Below are 17,697 nucleotides of genomic sequence, written 5' to 3'. Positions count from 1 at the left end.
TTTCGGTGTTCGTGAGCAGGTCGTGGGAAGTTCGGGAAGGTGGTCGTCAGACGAGTTCGAGGCGACGACCCATGTCGGACATGAAGACTCCGGTCGGGTCGATCCGCCGCCGAACCGCAGTCCACTCGTCGATTCGCGGGTACATCGCGTGGAAATTCTGCGCGGACGTCCGCGAGTCCTTGGCCGTGTAGAGGCGGCCACCCATCTCCATCACCCGCCGGTCCAGGTCGTTGAGGAACTCCGCGAGACCCTTCTTGACCGGGAAGTCGAGGCAGACGTTCCACCCCTTGAACGGGAAGCTCAGCGGCGCCTTGTTCCCTTCGCCGAACAGTTTGATCACGTTGAGGAAACTCACGTGCCCGGAGGCCTGGATGTCGACGATGAGCTGCTTGAAGTCCTTCTCGTTGCCGGTCGGCACGATGAACTGGTACTGCGTGAATCCGCCACCGCGGCCGTAGGCGTTGTTCCAGTTCCCGACGACGTCGAGCATGTGATAGAACTGCGCCAAATTCTTGATCTGGCCCATCTTGTTCGAACCCATGCGGTAGTAAGCCTCACCCACCAGCGCGAAGTCGAACTTGTTGGCCAGCCCGCGCGGAAACACATCCGGAAGCGAGATCAGCGGCTTGCTCTTGAACGCCAACGGGTCCTTGCGGTACTTGGCCGGCAGGTCGTCGAGGGTTGCGAGATTGCCGCGGCTGAACGACCCGCGCCCGAGTTTTGGTGGGCCGCTGATGGTGTCGAACCATCCCGAGGCGTACTCGAAGCCGTCCTCGTAACGCTGCTCGAGGTGCAGGTCGATCGTCTCGTCGAGGGTATTGGTGGTGAACGTGTCGGCGAGGAACAGGGCGCTCTCGGTGCGCTTCATCGCGATCTTGGCGCGCAGGATGATGCCGGTGAGACCGATGCCGGCCACCGTCGCCCAGAACAGTTCGCCGTCCGGGTCGTCGGAGGAGCCGTCGGGGGTCAGGATCAGCACCCGGCCGTCGGCGACGAGCAGATGCATCTCGACGACGTGGTTGCCGAAGCTCCCCGCGCTGTGGTGGTTCTTGCCGTGGATGTCGTGGGCGATCGCGCCTCCGACAGTGACCTGCCGGGTGCCCGGCAGCACGGGGACCCACAGTCCGAACGGCAGAGCCGCGGCCATGAGGGCGTCGAGAGACAGCCCGGCGTCGACATCGGCGATCGCGGTGTCCGGGTCGATCGAGTAGATCCGCGTCAGCGGCGTCATGTCGACGGTGAGGCCACCGCTGTTCTGGCCGGATTCGTTATAGGAACGACCCAACCCGCGAGCGATCACCCCGCGCTTGAGATAGTCCGGTTTGTCCGCATTGTCGTCGGCCACGCGCGCAACGGCTTCCGCGATGACCTCGGGATATGGCGTTGAGAGCACGTGCCCGACGGTCGGGGTGGTCCGGGACCACCCCACCAGCTTGCGGGTCTCGATCGGCAACAACTCGTGAGTAGACATCGCACATGAGGGTACCTGTCCGCTCGGACGGTCGGATCGCGATGAGAAACACCTGGTCGCGGAGTCGAGGAAGCGATCTCATCGCGCCCGGTGCAGCGTCTGCGCGACGATGTCGCGCGTATCCGCCGGATCGATCACATCGTCGATCTCGAACACCCGCGCGGCGTTGAGAGCCTTGGCGTGCTCCCGCATCGCATCAGTACTCGTGCGGACGAGTTCTTCGCGTTCGGCCTCCGGAAGCGCGGCGAGCTGCTTGGCCATCGACAGTCGCACCGCGCCCTCGAGACCCATCGGGCCCAGATGGGCCTGCGGCCAGGCCACCGTGAGGACGGGGCGGTGCGTGTCACCGCCGAGCATCGCCTGGGCGCCGAGGCCGTAGCCGCGCCGCAGGACGACGCCGATCAACGGCTGGGTGAACTGTGACCCGACGTTGACCATCCGAGATGCGGTCCGCACCAGACCGGTGCGTTCGGCCTCGGGCCCGACCATGAACCCGGGCGTGTCGACGAGACTGAGGAGCGGGATGCCCCACCGCTCGCACAGTTCGAGGAAGTCGGCGGCTTTGGCCGCGGCATCCGAGGTGAGCGCACCCGCGAGATGGGTGGACTGATTGGCCACCACCCCGATCGGCATGCCCTCGATCCGGGCGAGAGCAGTGACCAGTTCCGGCGCCCACCGCTCGCGCAGCCAGAGCGCCGTCCCCGTGTCGACGACGGTCTCGACGATCGGCCGTACGTCGAACGCCTCACGATCATTGGCGGGCAGGGCGTCGCGCAGCACTGTCTGATCGTCGACGACGACCTCGACCGGGCCGCCCGGTGCAGTCATGCCGAGCAACTGCCGCACGACCGCGACGGCCTCGGCTTCGTCGTCGACCAGGATGTCGATGACCCCGTTGGCTGCCTGCTCCTCGGCAGGTCCGATGTCCTCGGCGGCCACCTGACCGAGTCCGCCGCCCGCGATCATCGCCGGGCCGGCCATGCCGAGATTGGCGTCCGGGGTGGCCACCCGGATGTCCGCCGACCCGGCCAGGACTGCGTTGCCCGCGAAACAGCGGCCGGACACCACCGCGATCCGCGGTGCCACCTCGCCGAGCGCGCCCCACATCCGGAACGAGCCCACATCCAGCGCCGACACCACCGGATAGTCGGTGTCGCCGGGGCGCCCGCCGCCACCCTCGGTGAAGAACACCGCCGGCAGCCGCAATCGGGTGGCGACGTCGATCAGCCGGTCGGTCTTGTGATGACCCCGCATGCCCTGGGTGCCGGCCTGCACCATCCAGTCGTAACTGATCACCAGACAGGCGCGGCCGCCGACGGTGGCGGTGCCGCCGATCAACCCGTCGGCCGGGGTGTCGAGCACCAGGTCCATCAGGTCTCGACGTTGTTCCTGTGCGGCGGTGGCGAACTGGCCGTACTCGATCAGCGAATCGGCATCGATCAGGTCGGCGATGTTCTCCCGCGCGGTGCGACGTCCGGCTACATGACGACGGGCCACCTTGTCCGTGCGCGCGGCATCGCTCGTCAGGTGCCGGCGTGCGCGGAGCTCGTCGAGACCTGAGGCGGGAACAGCCGGTTCGGTGAGGCGGTCCGGGTCACTCGTCACGATGCTCCTTCATCTCGCGCTCTCTGACGCGCCGATCGCCGACCGCGCCTGTTCGATCTCACGTCGGCAGAAATCCACGTTGACGCTATCGTCGGTGCGCTCGAGTGCATCGTCGATCAGGCCGAGATGATGCAGGACGTGGTCACGCACATCGGAATCCACCGCCGCCACCCCGATCCGACGTGCGAGCAGGATGGCCGCGGTCATCGCGATCGGCGCATCGAGTGCGTAGGTGCGCACCGCTCCGAACACGTCGTCGAGCAACTCCTGCATGGGTAGACGGGTCACGAGCAGGCGCACGGTGCCCTTGTCGTCGACGCGCCCGAGGTCGGGCGCGTGGCGGCGGGCCAACGGGACGAGCCCGGCGGCGAGCTCGTTGAGCGCGTTGTGCGCAGTGTAGGGATCATTCGTGCCCGGGGACAGGGCGCGTACGGCCATCTCGGTGAGTTGCTGAACCGCGAACTGGATGTCCTGGTACGGCGTTCGCGTCTCGCCGAGGTCGATACCGGCCCGAACCGCTTCGGTCGCGGCCGCGATCACCTCGTCGTTGCGATCGGCACCGTGGATGTGGGCGAGCACCTCGCCGTCGACCAGGTGATCGCCGGGGCGGACCTCCATTGCCAACAGACAGTCCTGCTCGCGCGCGGTACCCAGCAGTGCGGTCTCGTCGATGCCGATGATGAATCCCGAACCCGTTGCCGTGACAGGTGTCCCACCTTTCGGCGTCGGCGCGGGGACTGCGTTGTCGGGTGCGGGATCGGGATAGAGTTCGGCGACCACGGCGTCGAGTTCGGACCGCACGCGTGCCGAGAGTGTGGACACCTGGATCGACGACGCGATGTGGTTGATGAAGTACACCAGCACCAGGACGTCGACCACGGCCAACCCCACGGCCACGTTGACCGCGATGTCGGGGACGAAGGTGGTGTCCACGGTCGGTCCGGCTGTGATGGCGCGCAACACCATCAGCGCATACAGGAAGGTGGCGCCGAACATACCGAGCACGAACTGGTTGCCGCGGTCGTTCATGAAATTGCGCACCAGTCGCGGCCCGTACGTGGAGCTCGCGGTCGCGAGTACCGAGATGGTGATGGAGAACGAGGTCGCTGCAACCCCGAGCATCGACCCGCCGATCGCACCGAGAAGGTCGCGACCGCCGCTGGCACCGACCCGGACGAAGAAGCCGCCCTCCCAGCCGGGGGTGGTGTCGGCCAGTGAGCGGTCGACCGCGACGAGGACCTGTGCGAGCACGATCGCCGACAGCCCCATCACCAGCGGAAGGAACCAGAACACGTCCCGTAGACGCGTCAACCGCATCCGCATGCGCTACCCGCCCAGCACTTTGCGGGCGGCGTTGCGGCCGGGTATCCCGCTCACCCCGCCACCACGTCGAGCGCCGGCGCCGCACAGCAGCAGGCGTGGATGCGGCGTCTCCACGCCCCACGTGCCCACCTCGGTGTCGGATTCGGCCCACGGCCACTGCAGGCTGCGATGGAAGATGTTGCCGCCGGGTAGCCCCAGGGTGTCCTCGAGGTCTTGGGGGGTCTTGACCTCGACACATGGCCTGCCCTCGACGTCGTGGGCGATGACGTTCTGGATGGGTTCGGCCAGTACGGAATTCAGCGAGGCGAGGGTGGCGCCCACCGCATGCTCGACGGCTCCGGGGGAATCGAACACCTCCGGCGGCGTGTGCAGCCCGAACAGCGTGAGGGTGTGGTGTCCGGCCAGCTCGGGACCCAAAATCGACGCGTCCGACAAGGTGTGGCAGTAGATCTCGCACGGCGGGAGATCAGGCATCTGCCCGCGCTCAGCCTGCCGGAATGCGGTGCGCAGCTGAGTCGCGGACTCGTTGATGTGAAAGGTGCCGGAAAACGCCGCATCGGGCGAGACCGAACCGTCCCGCAGCCGCGGCAGTCGGTCGAGGAGCAGGTTGATCTTCAGTTGCGCACCGCGGGTCTCGGACTCGGTGGGGATGGGGTCGTCGAGCAGCTCGTTGACCACCGACGGCGCGCACGCGGCGTACAGCATGCTCGCCGACACCCGGCCGTCGGAGAGTTCGACGGTACCGTCGGTCGGGTCGACGCCGAGAACCTGAACACCCGTGCGGATCTCGGCGCCTGCGGCAGCCGCCGCCTGATACAGGGCGCCTGACACGGCGCCCATCCCGCCGACCGGGACATCCCAGTCGCCGGTGCCGCCACCGATCACGTGGTACAGGAAGCAGATGTTTTGCCGCATCGACGGATCGTCGAGGTCGGCGAAGGTGCCGATCAGACCGTCGGTGGCGGCGATCCCACGCACCACGTCGTCATCGAAGTACTGTTCGAGCAGTGTTCCGAGCGGCTCGGTGGTGAGTGTTTCCCAGAACTCGGCCTCGCTGGAATCGGTGCCGATGACCAGGTCGTGCATCTCGGCGCCCGAGCGCAACGGCTCCAGCATCGTCGGGAAGATGCGTGCGGCGATGGTGCCGACTCGGGTGTAGAACGATTGCCAGGCAGTGAACACGGTATCCGAACCGGTTGCACGGTGGAAGGATCCGGCGGTGGCGGTGAGGTCGCCGTGGTCGACGAGCACGCCGATCGACGGGTCGGTGGGCAGCGGTGTGTAGGAGGCGTGGCGTCGGCGGATGAGTCGGATGTCCACCCCCAAGTCAGCCATGATCTGTTGCGGTAACAGCGACACGAGGTAGGAATACCGCGACAATTGCGCGGGCCGGCCCGCGAACGGCATCGCCGACACCGTCGCACCACCGACATGATCGGCCTTCTCCAGCACCAGAACCGACCTTCCGGCGTCGGCGAGGTAGGCCGCGGCGGTCAGCCCGTTGTGGCCGGCACCGATGATGATGTCGTCGTAGTGTGCGGCAGGCACGTGGTGTTCACCTCATGATCCGGGACAGGAATGGGGTCGAGTCGGGCATGGACGCCAGCACTGTGCCGGAATGGTCCTCGGTCGGGTACACGTGCAACTCCACGGGTTGATCGGCGGCGCGCATCTGCGCGTAGAGCGAAAGCGCGGACGGTGCAGGTACATCCGTGTCCAACAGGCCTTGACCGAGGAAGATCGGCCGGTCGTAGCCGTCGTACGGCGTGCCCATGTACTCGGCGAGTCCCGCACGCACACCGGGGATGCCGGCCAACGGCGCGCGGAACAGGGTGCGCAGATCCACGCCGGTCATCACGTCGGCCATCTCCGTGTAGCACAGTGTGCGGGCCTTGGCGACCAGCTCGGCGCCGCGCGGGGTGAGCGCCGACCGCACGTCGAGGTCCGGTCGGGCCTCGCTGAACCCGGCGAGAATGTAGGCGGTGTAGGTGTTGAGGCCCGCCGGCAACGTGACAGGCGGGAAGTCCGGCCCGCCGAGCGCGATGATCTGCTCGATGTTGGCCGGTGTGCCGGTGGCCACCACGCCGCGATAGTCCAGCCCGGAGCCCCGCGACAACGCGGTGGCCTGGTGTGCGCCGTTGAGCGCCGCGCCCGCGCCCTGGGACTGCCCGACGATCGCCCATCGTGTGCTCAGCGGTAGCCCCATCTGCTGGGCAGCCTGCACCGAGTCGACGATCGAGTGGGCCTCGGAGTCGCCGTTGAGGTAACTCATCAGGCCCGGCGTGCCCAGGCCGACGTAGTCGGTGGATACGATCGCGTACCCCTGTTCCAGCCAGTGCGACAGATACGCCGAATCCCGATCGCTGCGCGGCAGTGCCGATGGTGTGCACCCGTCGCCCAGACCCGTGGTGCCGTGTGCCCACGCGATCACCGGCCATCCACCGGGCGGTGGGGAGCCCTTCGGGAGGAACACGGCACCGGTGCTGGTGGCCGGGCGGCCGTGCTGATCCGGTGTCGCGTAGTGGATTCGGTAGGCCTGCCCGGCGGCGGGCAGGCTCAGCTCGGTGGCGAGCGGGACCCGCGAGATCAGGGTCCCCGCGCGTTGGGGGATCGGTCCGGCGTAGTCGCGCACATCCAAACCCGACCAGTTCGGTGCCGGCGTGGCGGCAGGATCGGCGGTGGCGGGGGACGGTGCCGACAACGCCGCAACGGCGGTGGCCAGCACCAGGAACATCGTCGCAGCACCACGCCGCAGCCGTCGAGACATCATGACTGCCGAGCCTAGTGCGTCTTGCTCACCGCCACGCCCAGATGTCGGGTTGGACCTATTCTGAGGTCGTGGACATTCCGTCAGTGGAGCTGAACAACGGATATTCGATCCCGATGGTGGGTCTGGGCACCTTCGACATGCTCGGCCGCCCGGGTGTCGGCGCGGTGGCCGGAGCGCTGCGGGCCGGTTATCGGATGGTCGACACGGCGACCCGTTACAGCAATGAACGCAGCGTGGGTCTGGGGCTGCGGGAGTCGGGCGTGCCGCGCGACGAGGTGGTGGTGCAGACGAAACTCGGCGGTGGTGACCAGGGCTTCGACGAGGCCATCAATGCCGCCAAGGACAGCGCCAGACGACTCGGCGTCGACCACATCGACGTGTACCTGATCCACTGGCCGTGTCCCAGTCTGGGCCGCACCGTCGACTCGTGGAAGGCGCTGCTGACGTTGGCCGACGAAGGGTTCATCCGTACGGCCGGGGTGTCGAACTTCAAACAGCATCACCTGCAGATGCTCTATGACGAGACGGGTCGCTGGCCGGCTCTCAACCAGATCCAGTGTTCGCCGGCGCTGGCCCGGACGGGCCTGCGGGAGTTCATGACCGAGAAGGGCATCCACGCCCAGGCCTGGCATCCGACCGGCCGCAAGGAGGGCATGCTCGGTGAAGCGGCGGTGATCCGATTGGCCCGAAAGTACGGGAAGTCGCCCACTCAGATCGCCTTGCGGTGGGCGGTGCAGCACGGAGTCAGCGTGGTGCCCAAGTCGTCTCACCTGGGTCGGCAGCGTGAGAACGCCGACGTCTTCGACTTCCACTTCGACGCCGAGGACCTGGCCGCCTTGGCCGCGCTCGACCGGGGGGAGAAAGCGGCCCGCGACTCCGACGTCGAAGAGGAGTTCTGAGAGTCGATTCCCAGCGAAACCTCTTCCCCCGGACGTAGGGTCAGCCCATGACGGATGGCCGTGCCTCCACTGCCGACACGCCCGCCGACACGCTGGACCAGCGCAAGATCTGGTCGATCTTCGCCGGCCTCATGCTGGCGATGCTTCTGGCCGCCCTCGATCAGACGATCGTCGCGACAGCGCTGCCCACGATCGTCAACGACCTCGGCGGCGCCGACCACCTGACCTGGGTGGTCACCGCGTACATGCTGGCGACCACCGCCACCACACCGTTGTGGGGAAAGCTCGGCGACCTGTACGGCCGTCGCAATTTGTTCCTTGCGTGTGTGGTGATCTTCCTGGTCGGTTCGGGACTGTGCGGCACCGCGTCGTCGATGGCCACCCTCATCGGCTATCGCGCGCTGCAGGGTATCGGCGCCGGCGGGCTGATGGTGTTGTCGCAGGCGATCATCGGCGACGTCGTGCCGCCACGCGAACGCGGACGCTACCAGGGCATCTTCGGTGCGGTGTTCGGCTTCGCCAGCGTGGTGGGGCCACTGCTCGGCGGCTTCTTCGTCGACAACCTCAGCTGGCGGTGGGTGTTCTACATCAACCTGCCCATCGGGATCGTTGCACTGGCCGTGGTGATCGCAGTGCTTCCGAAAACCGTCGCGCAGACCAAGCCGTCGATCGACTATCTCGGCATCCTGTTGCTGATGACAGCGGCCACCGGAATCGTGTTGGTCACCAGCTTCGGCGCTCTGTGGGGCTGGACCTCTGGGCGGGTGTTGGCGCTGGCCGCGCTGTCGGTGCTGGCAGCGGTCGCGTTCCTGTTCCAGGAGCGGCGCGCCCCGGAGCCGGTGATGCCCGTTCGGCTGCTGACCGACCGGGTCTTCGTCATCGCCTCCTCGGTGGGTTTCGTCGTCGGGTTCGCGATGTTCGGTGCCATCACGTTCCTGCCGCTGTTCCTGCAGTCCGTGCAGGGGGCCAGCGCGACGTCGTCCGGGCTGCGGATGATCCCGATGATGGTGGGTCTGTTGCTCACCTCGATCGGCAGCGGGCAGCTCATCAGCCGCACCGGCCGCTACAAGTTTTATCCGATCGCCGGGACCGCGATCTTCACCGTCGCGCTGTACCTGCTGTCCACCATGGACGAAACCACCTCGAGCACTCTGACCAGCGTGTACCTGTTCATCCTGGGTCTCGGACTGGGCCTGGTGATGCAGGTTCTGGTGCTGGCGGTGCAGAACTCGGTCGAGTATCGCGACCTCGGTGCCGGCACCAGCGGTGCGACGTTCTTCCGGACGATCGGCGCCTCGGTCGGTGTCGCGGCGTTCGGTGCCGTCTTCAACACCCGCCTCGACGATCGGCTGTCCGACGGCGCGCCACCCGGGGCAGTGGGACCGTGTTCGGCGCCGGTGTTGGAAGCGTCCACGACGACCCTGCCGTCGTGCCCACCCGACGTGCAGGTGTGGTTCCTCGGAGGTTTCACCGACGCTTTCCAGATGGTCTTCCTGGTGGCCGTGCCGATCGGGTTCGTCGCCTTCGCGCTGAGCTGGCTGCTGCCCGAGGTGCCGTTGCGTACGGTCACCAAGACCCCCGACACCGGGGAGAGTTTCGGCATGCCATCGGCACGTACCTCGCTGGAGGAGTTGCGGCTCAAGGTGTGGGAGACGCTGGCGCGCGACGAGCGGTTGCGGGCCTGGGAACTGGTGGTGGCCGGCGCTGACAGCTCGCTATCGCGGGGTGAGGCGTGGATGGTCAGCAGGGTGGCCGAGGAGACGTCGCGGGAGATCGGGGCGATGGTGGCCGCGTCGGACACGCCGCGCCCGGTGGTCGTCTCGACTGCGGAGTCGTTGGCCGCGCGGGGGATGGTGACCATCGACCACGGCTTGGTCACCATCACCGCCGAGGGGCAGGCCGAGGCCGAACGTCTCCTCGACGCCCAACGCAGCCGCCTGCGCCAGTTCGTCGCCGACTACCCGGGTAGCGACGAGGCCGACGTCGACGAATTGCTCGACGAGATCGCTCGCCGTCTGCACACCGAGACACCGCCGAAGGGTCTGGTCACCACCGAGGGGTAGCGGCGACCGGCGTCGTCTGGACTAGGGTTTGGTTCGTGTCCCGACCCGAGTCCGACGCGGCCGATCATCAGCCGCACCATGAGGATTTCACGTCCCCGCACCCCATCACGCCGCTCGAACTGCCGCTCAACGATGCCGAGTTGTCGACCAATGCGGACCTGAAGACCCAGATTGTCCGATTCACCGTCACCGGCGCAGGGTCCGGCGTTCTCGACTTCGGGCTCACGCTGCTCCTGCAGTACGTGTTCGGGGCGCCGTTCGCGATTGCCAAGTCACTCGGCTTCATCCTCGGGACCACCACCGCCTACCTGTTCAACCGGCGCTGGACGTTCCAGGCAGAGCCGAGCGCCTTGCGGTTCGTGGCTGTGGCGCTGCTCTATGGGGTGACCTTCTTCGTCAACGTCGGCCTCTACACCTGGCTGTCACATCTGTGGCCGGAGACGGTGCTCTACAGCTTCATCGCCTACGTCATCGCGCAGGGCACCGCGACCGTCATCAATTTCGTGGTCCAGCGCCTCGTCATCTTTCGGATTCGCTGACGGTGAGCACCGCGGTCGTCGTCGGGAGCGGGCCAAACGGTCTGACTGCGGCCGTGATGCTCGCACGCGCCGGAGTGGCGGTCCGGGTGGTGGAGGCGGCCGACCGCATCGGTGGCGGCGCACGCACCGAGGCACTGCTGCGGCCCGACGTGCTCCACGACACCTGCTCGGCGGTGCATCCGCTCGGTGCGGGTTCGCCGGCGTTCACCGCGCTGCGGCTCGAGGAGTTCGGACTGCGGTGGCGCCTCCCGGAGCTCGACTGTGCCCATCCGCTCGACGACGGCCGCACGGCCGTGCTGGCGCGATCGGTCCACGACACGGCGGCCGGACTGGGCGTCGACGCGGAGACCTGGCGGGACATGATCGGTGGTCTCGCCGACGATTTCGACGACATCGCCGACGACGTGCTGGGCCCGCTCATCGGCGTGCCGAGCCATCCGATCCGGCTGGCCGGATTCGGTCTGCGTGCCCTGTACCCCGCCACCGCGCTGGCGCGGGTGTTCCGCGACGACGCCACCCGCGCCTTGTTTGCCGGTGTCGCCGCACACGCGTTCACCCGCCTCGACCGGCCGGGGTCGTCGGCGGCGGGGCTGATGCTGCTCGCGGCGGGTCATCGACACGGGTGGCCGGTGGCGCAGGGCGGGTCGGAGGCAATCATCGGCGCCCTGGCCGCTGCACTCATCGACGCGAACGGCACCATCACCACCGGCGTGCGGGTCACCTCGATCGACGAGGTGGAACCCGCCGACGTCGTCGTGCTCGATGTGATGCCCGGCGCGGCCGCCGAGATCCTCGGTGACCGAGTGCCGCAGCGACGTTCGCGACGGCTCGCGCGGTATCCGCATGGACCGGCTGCGTTCAAGGTGGACTATCTGATCGACGGTGGGGTCGGCTGGTCTGATCCCGACTGCGCGCGCGCCGGCACGGTGCACCTCGGTGGTGACATCGGCCAGATCGCAGACGCCGAGGCCGACGCGGTCGCCGGCCGGATGCCGTCGCGGCCGTTCACCCTGGTGGCCCAGCAGTGGGTGGCCGATCCCACACGCGCGGCCGGCAACGCCAAGCCGTTGTGGGCGTATGCGCATGTGCCGCACGGCTACACCGGTGATGCGACCGAGGCGGTCACCGCACAGATCGAACGGTTCGCGCCGGGCTTTCGGAACCGCATCATCGACTCGGTGAGCAGTTCACCGGCACAACTACAGCACCGCAATCCCAATCTCGTCGGCGGCGACATCGGCGGCGGCCGCAACGATCTGCGTCATCTACTGGCCCGGCCCCGTCTGTCTGCGGACCCGTACGCAACCGGAGCGCCGGGTGTCTTCCTGTGCTCGTCGGCGACACCGCCCGGCGGCGGGGTGCACGGCATGTGTGGCTACCGTGCCGCACAGTCCGCGTTGCGGTACCTCAGTCGCTGACCTGCGTCACCCGTTGACTTTGGCGATGATGTTGTCTGCGTACCAGTTCAGATGATCGACCTTCTTCTGCAGGGGTTCGGTATCGGGGCCCTTGATGTAGGGCAGCCGGAAGCCGACGATCACATCGGTGATGCCCTTGTCCGCCAGTCTTTTACATCCGTCGACGGAGTACGCATCGGTGGAGATCACGTGGATCTCGAAGGGCTCGTTGGTCTTTCCCTCTGCCTTGCGGATATCTGCGATCTTGTCCAGCAGCGCATCGAGTTCCTCGCCCGGGCCACCGCCATGCATCCACCCGTCCCCGCGGATCACCGCACGGCGCAACGCGAGGTCGGCGTGACCACCGACGAGTAGCGGGATGGGTTCGGTGGGTGCCGGGGTCATCTTGATCTTGGGGATGTCGTAGAACTCGCCGTGGAACTCGAAGTACTCGCCGGTGGTCAGGCCGCGGATGATGTCCATACACTCATCCATCCGCTTGCCGCGGCGAGCGAAGTCGACGCCCATGAAGTCGTAGTCCTCGGGCCACGGACTGGTTCCGACGCCCAGGGCGAACCGGTTGCCCGTCAGGTAGGCGACCGAACTGGCCTGCTTGGCGACCAAGGCCGGCGGACGCACCGGCAACTTCACCACGAACGGGGTGAAGCGGATGGTCTCGGTGACCGCGCCGAGTGCGGCGGCCTGGATGAAGGTTTCGATGAAGGCCTTGCCGTCGAGGAATTCCCGGTCGCCGTCAGCGGTGTAGGGGTAGGTGGCGTCCGATTCGGCCGGGTAGGCCAGCGAGTCCGGGATGGTGAAACCGGAGTAACCGGCCTTTTCGGCGGCCTGCGCGAGCGGTGCGTAGTAACTCGGGTCGGTCATGGCCTCGGCAAAGGTGAAGCGCATCGTGCTCCTCGGGACGGTTGACTCTTCCCCCAGAGTAGAACACGTTCTAGTTTGGCTTGGGAAGGGTTCGGCCCGTCGGCGGCGTTGCGGGCCACCCCGATCGGGTCCGACGGTTCAGTTACTGACTCCGGGCGACCGGACGCGGGCTGTACTCGTCGGCGCCGGGTCCCGGCAGGACTCGCAGGTCGGACCGCGTCACCTGTTCGCCGCACGCCGAGCACACCGGTTCCACGGTCATCGTGTGACCGCAGGCGCGATGCTCGGTGACGATCGGCGGCTCGGAGTCGATCGCCCACCTGTCACCCCATTGCCGTAGCGCGGCCAGCACCGTCCACAGGTCGCGGCCTTTCTCGGTGAGGCGATAGTCGTAGCGCACCGGCTTTTCCTGGTAGGGCTCCCTGGCCATCACGCCGTGCTCGACGAGCGTGTCGAGTCGCTGGGTCAGCACATTGCGGGCGATGCCGAGTCGGGTGGAGAAGTCGTCGAAGCGTGTCACGCCGAACAGGGCGTCGCGGACGATCAGCAGCGTCCACCATTCACCGACGATCTCCAGCGTCTGGGCGACGGAACAGTTCATGTCGGTGAAGCTGGCTCGGCGCATGAGTTCACCGTAGTGGGTTGCGTGACGCAACTCAACCTGCTTTGCTGAGTTTCGTGAAACAACTCAGCAGGTACGCGCTTGCCGACGAATTCTCGGCACGTCTTCTCGATGACGGACGGTGGGTGGCCGACGTCGACCGGTCGTGGTGGGGCTGGTCCGGCCCGCACGGCGGTGTGATCGCCGCGTTGGCGGTGCATGTGGCGGCCGAGTCGGTCCCGGAGGCCGACGTGCGGGCCGTCGACCTCCGCTTCTCCGGTCGGCCCGGCGACGGGGAGTTGCGGCTGACCTCGACGGTCACCTCGGCCGGACGTAGCACCCGGATGGTGGAGGTCGCCATCACCCAGCAGGGGGTGATGGTTGCGGCGGCATCGGTGACAATGGGGCACCTGCGCCCGCCTGCCCCCACCGACATCGCCAACATCTCGACCGACGTCCTGCCCATGCCGGACGACTGCGCGCAGTTCTCGATCCCACCGGAGATCGTTCCGATGGGCCACCACCTGGACCTGCGGCCCACCGATGGTCCGCTGCCGCTGACCGGGGCCGCCGAACCCTGGATGCGTGCATGGATCTCCACGGTGCGGCCGATGACGGTGGACGCCGCCTATCTGGCGCTTCTCGCCGACTGCCTGCCGCCGGCGGTGTTCCCGACGCTCACCGCGCCGGTGGCGGTGCCGACCGTCGCGTTCTCGATGCATCTGGCCGCACCGCCGGATCACCCGGGTCCGGCACCCGTCCTGGTGTGCACCCGCAACACGTCGACGTCGGGCGGATGGTCGGTCGACGACACCACCCTGCGCGACGAGCGAGGCCGGTTGCTGGCCTCGGCCCGGCAGAGTCGACGTGTCCTCGGATGGGAGGCACGACGATGAGCGTCATCGGGACGATTCCGGAGCGGATGTCCTCGTCGCGCCCGGCCACGCCGGGCCTGGTGCTGGCCATCCTGTCGATCGCGGCCTTCATGGCGAGCCTCGACGTCTTCATCGTCAACGTCGCCTTCGACGACATCGGCCGCGAGTTCGGTGGCACCGGGTTGTCGGAGTTGTCGTGGGTGCTCAACGCCTACACGATTTTGTACGCGGCGCTGCTGGTGCCGGCCGGGCGGATCGTCGACCGATACGGCCGCAAGGGTGGATTCCTGCTGGGTTTGGCGGTGTTCACCGCCGCGAGCGCGGCATGTGCTGCTGCACAGGGTATCTGGTGGCTCGTCGCGTTCCGGTGCCTGCAGGCGGTCGGCGCGGCGATTCTCACCCCGGCGAGTCTGGGATTGGTCGTCTCGACGATGCCGATCGAGGTGCGGGCGAGGTCGGTGCGGATCTGGGCGGCAACCGGGGCGTTGGCCGCGGCGTTGGGGCCGGCCGTCGGCGGATTGCTGGTCGCGGCGTCGTGGCGATGGGTGTTCCTCGTCAACCTCCCGGTGGGAGTCGCTGCGCTGATCGCCGGTGCTGTGTTATTGACCCGCTCCCACGACGATGCCGCGACGAGATTGCCGGATCTGCGGGGTGCGGCGCTGCTGGCCGTGTCGATTGGCGCACTCACCCTCGGGTTGGTGGAGGGTCCTGAGTGGGGCTGGACCGATGGGCGGATTGTCGGCGCGTGGGTCGTGGCCGCGGCGGCTCTCGCGGGCTTCGTGGTCAGTTCGATGCATTACCCCGAGCCGGTGATCGCGCCGAACCTGCTGCGGGTGAGGGCCTTTGCGTTCGCCAACGTCACCGCGGTGCTGTTCGCGATTCCGTTCGCCGGTGCGCTACTCGCGAACATCCTCTGGCTGCAACAGGTCTGGGGATACTCGGCCATCGCCACCGGATTCGCGGTGTCCACCGGCCCACTCATGGTGCCGATCTTCGCCGCGGTTGCCCACCGGCTGAGCGCACGTATCCCGGTGGGCCGGATCGTGTCGGCCGGCTGCGTGCTGTTCGGTCTCGGCGGGGTCATCATCGCGCTGTCGGTCGACGCCACACCAAATTACGCGACCGAGATCCTGCCCGGCTGGCTGATCGGCGGCATCGGGGTCGGGCTGGCGCTGCCGTCCATTCTGTCGTCGGCGACTGCAGACCTACCTGTGCACCAATCCGCCACGGGCAGTGCAGTGGTCAACATGAGCCGGCAGATCGGGATGGCGTTGGGGGTCAGCATCCTGGTGGCCGTGGTGGGTAGTCCGGTCGGATACGGTGCCGCCCACGATGTGTTCACCGAGGCGTGGTGGGTACTCGGCGGTGTGGCGCTGCTGGGAGGTGTTGCCGCGCTGGGGATGACGCCGCGGGCTCCCGCATCCTGACGGTTCCCGCGCCGCGTGGGTGGGGCTGGTTTCGATACGCCCTCCGCTGGCGCTCCGGACTACTCAACCAGCGGTGGGAGCGAGACGCTAGCCGAGCGTCACGAAGGGTCCCTCCCTCACGGGCGCGTGAACCGCTCCCGACGACCCAGCCGCCGCAAGCGCACCCACTCGGCGAAACCCTGCGGATCGTGCTGCTGCACAAGGAAATACCACCCGAACCGGGCGTACTCCTGCGGGATGAGTTTACGCAGGCCCGGCTGAGACATCAGGTAGCCGCGGTTGCGGTAGGTGAAGTACCGCTTCGTCGGATTGTCGGGGTACTGGGTGTGCATGCGGCCGCCGAGGATCGGGCGGAACTCGTCGGAACCATCCGGGTGCAGATACCCGGCGGTGAGGCAGGTGCCGAATGCGAGACCCGAGCGCTGCAGCCGACGATGGATTTCCACCTCGTCACCGCGGAAGAACAACCGGAGATCCGGCACCCCGACCTCTTCGATCGCCTGTGCCGAGAACAACGCGCCGTTGAACAACGACGCGATGCCCGGCAGAAAGTCCGACGCATCGTCTTCGAACAGCTCGGACCGCTTCCGCCGCCAGACCACCCCGCGACGCAGCGGAAACGCGAGGGTGTCCGGGTCGTCGATGTTGGCGACCACCGGCGACACCTCGTCGAGCTGGTAGCGCGCCGCGCAGTCGAGCAGCGTGCTCAGTACCGCCGGGCCGTCGGGGCGGCCGTCGTCGTCGGCGCACCAGATCCAGTCCGCGCCCAGCGCGAGCGCATGCAACATGCCGAGCGCGAAGCCGCCCGCGCCGCCCAGGTTGCGCTGCGATCCGAGGTAGGTGGTCGCGATGGGTTGGCGGGCGACGAGGTCGGCGACTTCGGGTTCGTCGGCATTGTCCACCACGATGAGGTGATCGACGGGACGGTCCTGGCCGGCGATCACCGCCAGCGAACCTTCCAGTAGCTCCACCCGCCGGTGGGTGACCACCACCGCGATCACCTGGTCGGGCATCAGTTGCGTGCCTCGCCCTCGAAGTTCTCGACGGTGTCGAGCACCTTGCGGACGTGCGCGGCCGCCTTCGGCCCTTCGTAGGCGCCCACGACGGTCTCGATGTCGCCTTCCATCCTGATCTGCCCGTGATCGATCCACAGGGCCCGATCACACAGCTGGGCGAGGAACTCGTTGGAGTGACTGGCGAACACCAGAATGCCCGAGCGCTCGACCAGCGCCTGCAGCCGCGAACGTGCCTTGCGCATGAAGTCGGCGTCGACCGCACCGATGCCCTCGTCGAGGATCAGGATCTCCGGGTCGATGCTGGTCACCACGCCCAGCGCGATCCGCACCCGCATGCCGGTGGAGTAGGTGCGCAGCGGCATCTGCAGGTAGTCGCCGAGTTCGGTGAACTCGGCGATGTCGTCGATCTTGGTCAACATCTGCTTGCGGGTCATGCCGAGGAACATGCCGCGGATGATGATGTTCTCGTAGCCGGAGATCTCCGGGTCCATGCCGACCCCGAGATCGAATACCGGCGCCACCCGGCCACGCACCTGACAGGCTCCGCGGGTGGGTTCGTAGATGCCCGACAGCAGGCGCAACAATGTCGACTTGCCGGCGCCGTTGTGGCCGACGAGGCCGATCCGATCGCCGTGCTCGAGATGCAGGTTGATGTTCTTGAGCGCCTCGACCACCACCACGTTGGATGACGTGGACCCGATGACGCCGCCGGCCGCGCCCATCACCGACTTCTTCAGCGAGCGTGTCTTGGCGTCGAAGATGGGGAAGTCGACGCACGCATCCCAGGTGTCGACGCGCACCTTGCTCTCAGATCCCATGTGTTCGTCCC

At 67.4% G+C, this 17,697-nt stretch carries 15 protein-coding genes; 6 read left to right on the top strand and 9 right to left on the bottom strand.

The genetic code is table 11. From position 1 onward, the window contains the following. Positions 1–46: 46 nt before the first annotated feature. The 5 genes from VX037_RS19370 to VX037_RS19350 all read right to left on the bottom strand — a co-directional run bounded on the left by VX037_RS19370 (position 47) and on the right by VX037_RS19350 (position 7,166). Positions 47–1,471, bottom strand: coding sequence for an FAD-binding oxidoreductase (locus VX037_RS19370; protein ID WP_266063671.1), 1,425 nt, complete (start codon positions 1,469–1,471; stop codon positions 47–49). A 78-nt stretch (positions 1,472–1,549) separates the two neighbouring features. After that, positions 1,550–3,076 carry an acyl-CoA carboxylase subunit beta gene (locus VX037_RS19365; protein ID WP_328715509.1) on the bottom strand — a complete coding sequence of 509 codons (1,527 nt, stop codon included), beginning with the start codon at positions 3,074–3,076 and terminating at the stop codon, positions 1,550–1,552. A gap of 9 nt (positions 3,077–3,085) precedes the next feature. After that, positions 3,086–4,393 (bottom strand): DUF2254 domain-containing protein, encoded by a 1,308-nt coding sequence (locus VX037_RS19360; protein ID WP_235723338.1) that lies wholly within the window; start codon positions 4,391–4,393, stop codon positions 3,086–3,088. A 9-nt stretch (positions 4,394–4,402) separates the two neighbouring features. Then, positions 4,403–5,947, bottom strand: coding sequence for a phytoene desaturase family protein (locus VX037_RS19355; RefSeq protein WP_266063668.1), 1,545 nt, complete (start codon positions 5,945–5,947; stop codon positions 4,403–4,405). A 7-nt stretch (positions 5,948–5,954) separates the two neighbouring features. Further along, positions 5,955–7,166: an alpha/beta hydrolase family protein gene (locus tag VX037_RS19350; RefSeq protein WP_442903713.1), complete on the bottom strand. Its 1,212-nt coding sequence runs from the start codon at positions 7,164–7,166 to the stop codon at positions 5,955–5,957. Positions 7,167–7,237: 71 nt separating this feature from the next. Between VX037_RS19350 and VX037_RS19345 the strand changes: the two genes are divergently transcribed. Genes VX037_RS19345 through VX037_RS19330 form a run of 4 tightly spaced genes read left to right on the top strand, consistent with a single transcriptional unit; the run spans position 7,238 to position 12,088 of the window. Beyond that, positions 7,238–8,068, top strand: coding sequence for an aldo/keto reductase (locus VX037_RS19345; protein ID WP_235723340.1), 831 nt, complete (start codon positions 7,238–7,240; stop codon positions 8,066–8,068). Positions 8,069–8,115: 47 nt separating this feature from the next. Then, positions 8,116–10,131 carry an MDR family MFS transporter gene (locus VX037_RS19340; RefSeq protein WP_328715506.1) on the top strand — a complete coding sequence of 672 codons (2,016 nt, stop codon included), beginning with the start codon at positions 8,116–8,118 and terminating at the stop codon, positions 10,129–10,131. A 35-nt stretch (positions 10,132–10,166) separates the two neighbouring features. Next, complete coding sequence (locus VX037_RS19335; RefSeq protein ID WP_235723342.1) at positions 10,167–10,670, top strand: GtrA family protein; 504 nt, start codon at positions 10,167–10,169, stop codon at positions 10,668–10,670. 2 nt (positions 10,671–10,672) lie between these two features. Continuing rightward, on the top strand, positions 10,673–12,088 hold the full coding sequence (locus VX037_RS19330) for a phytoene desaturase family protein (RefSeq protein ID WP_328715505.1): 1,416 nt from the start codon (positions 10,673–10,675) through the stop codon (positions 12,086–12,088). Positions 12,089–12,094: 6 nt separating this feature from the next. Here VX037_RS19330 and VX037_RS19325 read toward each other — a convergent pair whose 3' ends face one another. Continuing rightward, the gene (locus tag VX037_RS19325) at positions 12,095–12,973 is read right to left on the bottom strand and encodes a TIGR03619 family F420-dependent LLM class oxidoreductase (protein ID WP_235723344.1); all 879 of its coding nucleotides are present in this window, start codon (positions 12,971–12,973) and stop codon (positions 12,095–12,097) included. A 118-nt stretch (positions 12,974–13,091) separates the two neighbouring features. Continuing rightward, a complete protein-coding gene (locus tag VX037_RS19320) occupies positions 13,092–13,574 on the bottom strand; it encodes a winged helix-turn-helix transcriptional regulator (RefSeq protein WP_235723345.1) in 483 nt (160 codons plus the stop codon). A 53-nt stretch (positions 13,575–13,627) separates the two neighbouring features. Here VX037_RS19320 and VX037_RS19315 point away from each other — a divergent pair, with 53 nt between their 5' ends. Next, the gene (locus tag VX037_RS19315; RefSeq protein ID WP_235723346.1) at positions 13,628–14,446 is read left to right on the top strand and encodes an acyl-CoA thioesterase; all 819 of its coding nucleotides are present in this window, start codon (positions 13,628–13,630) and stop codon (positions 14,444–14,446) included. Then, positions 14,443–15,852 (top strand): MFS transporter, encoded by a 1,410-nt coding sequence (locus VX037_RS19310; protein ID WP_235723347.1) that lies wholly within the window; start codon positions 14,443–14,445, stop codon positions 15,850–15,852. The genes VX037_RS19315 and VX037_RS19310 overlap by 4 nt, the downstream gene beginning before the upstream one ends. A 116-nt stretch (positions 15,853–15,968) precedes the next feature. Here VX037_RS19310 and glfT1 read toward each other — a convergent pair whose 3' ends face one another. Then, positions 15,969–16,865, bottom strand: a complete 897-nt coding sequence (glfT1, locus tag VX037_RS19305) for a galactofuranosyltransferase GlfT1 (protein WP_328715503.1) — start codon at positions 16,863–16,865, stop codon at positions 15,969–15,971. Continuing rightward, positions 16,865–17,686 (bottom strand): galactan export ABC transporter ATP-binding subunit Wzt/RfbE, encoded by an 822-nt coding sequence (gene wzt, locus VX037_RS19300; RefSeq protein ID WP_235723349.1) that lies wholly within the window; start codon positions 17,684–17,686, stop codon positions 16,865–16,867. Before wzt ends, glfT1 begins: the two co-directional genes overlap by 1 nt. Positions 17,687–17,697 lie beyond the last annotated feature (11 nt).

It is taken from the genome of Gordonia sp. Z-3, assembly GCF_036233855.1.
Lineage (GTDB): Bacteria > Actinomycetota > Actinomycetes > Mycobacteriales > Mycobacteriaceae > Gordonia > Gordonia tangerina.
The sequence above is the reverse complement of the archived record's forward strand: the minus strand, read 5'-3'. Positions and strand labels throughout refer to the sequence as shown.

Excerpts from the sequence above, each read along its gene's own strand:
- VX037_RS19310 (WP_235723347.1), top strand. The coding sequence starts at position 14,443 with ATGAGCGTCATCGGGACGATTCCGGAGCGGATGTCCTCGTCGCGCCCG.
- wzt (WP_235723349.1), bottom strand. The coding sequence starts at position 17,686 with ATGGGATCTGAGAGCAAGGTGCGCGTCGACACCTGGGATGCGTGCGTC.
- glfT1 (WP_328715503.1), bottom strand. The coding sequence starts at position 16,865 with ATGCCCGACCAGGTGATCGCGGTGGTGGTCACCCACCGGCGGGTGGAG.
- VX037_RS19320 (WP_235723345.1), bottom strand. The coding sequence starts at position 13,574 with ATGCGCCGAGCCAGCTTCACCGACATGAACTGTTCCGTCGCCCAGACG.
- VX037_RS19340 (WP_328715506.1), top strand. The coding sequence starts at position 8,116 with ATGACGGATGGCCGTGCCTCCACTGCCGACACGCCCGCCGACACGCTG.
- VX037_RS19370 (WP_266063671.1), bottom strand. The coding sequence starts at position 1,471 with ATGTCTACTCACGAGTTGTTGCCGATCGAGACCCGCAAGCTGGTGGGG.
- VX037_RS19350 (WP_442903713.1), bottom strand. The coding sequence starts at position 7,166 with ATGTCTCGACGGCTGCGGCGTGGTGCTGCGACGATGTTCCTGGTGCTG.
- VX037_RS19325 (WP_235723344.1), bottom strand. The coding sequence starts at position 12,973 with ATGCGCTTCACCTTTGCCGAGGCCATGACCGACCCGAGTTACTACGCA.
- VX037_RS19360 (WP_235723338.1), bottom strand. The coding sequence starts at position 4,393 with ATGCGGTTGACGCGTCTACGGGACGTGTTCTGGTTCCTTCCGCTGGTG.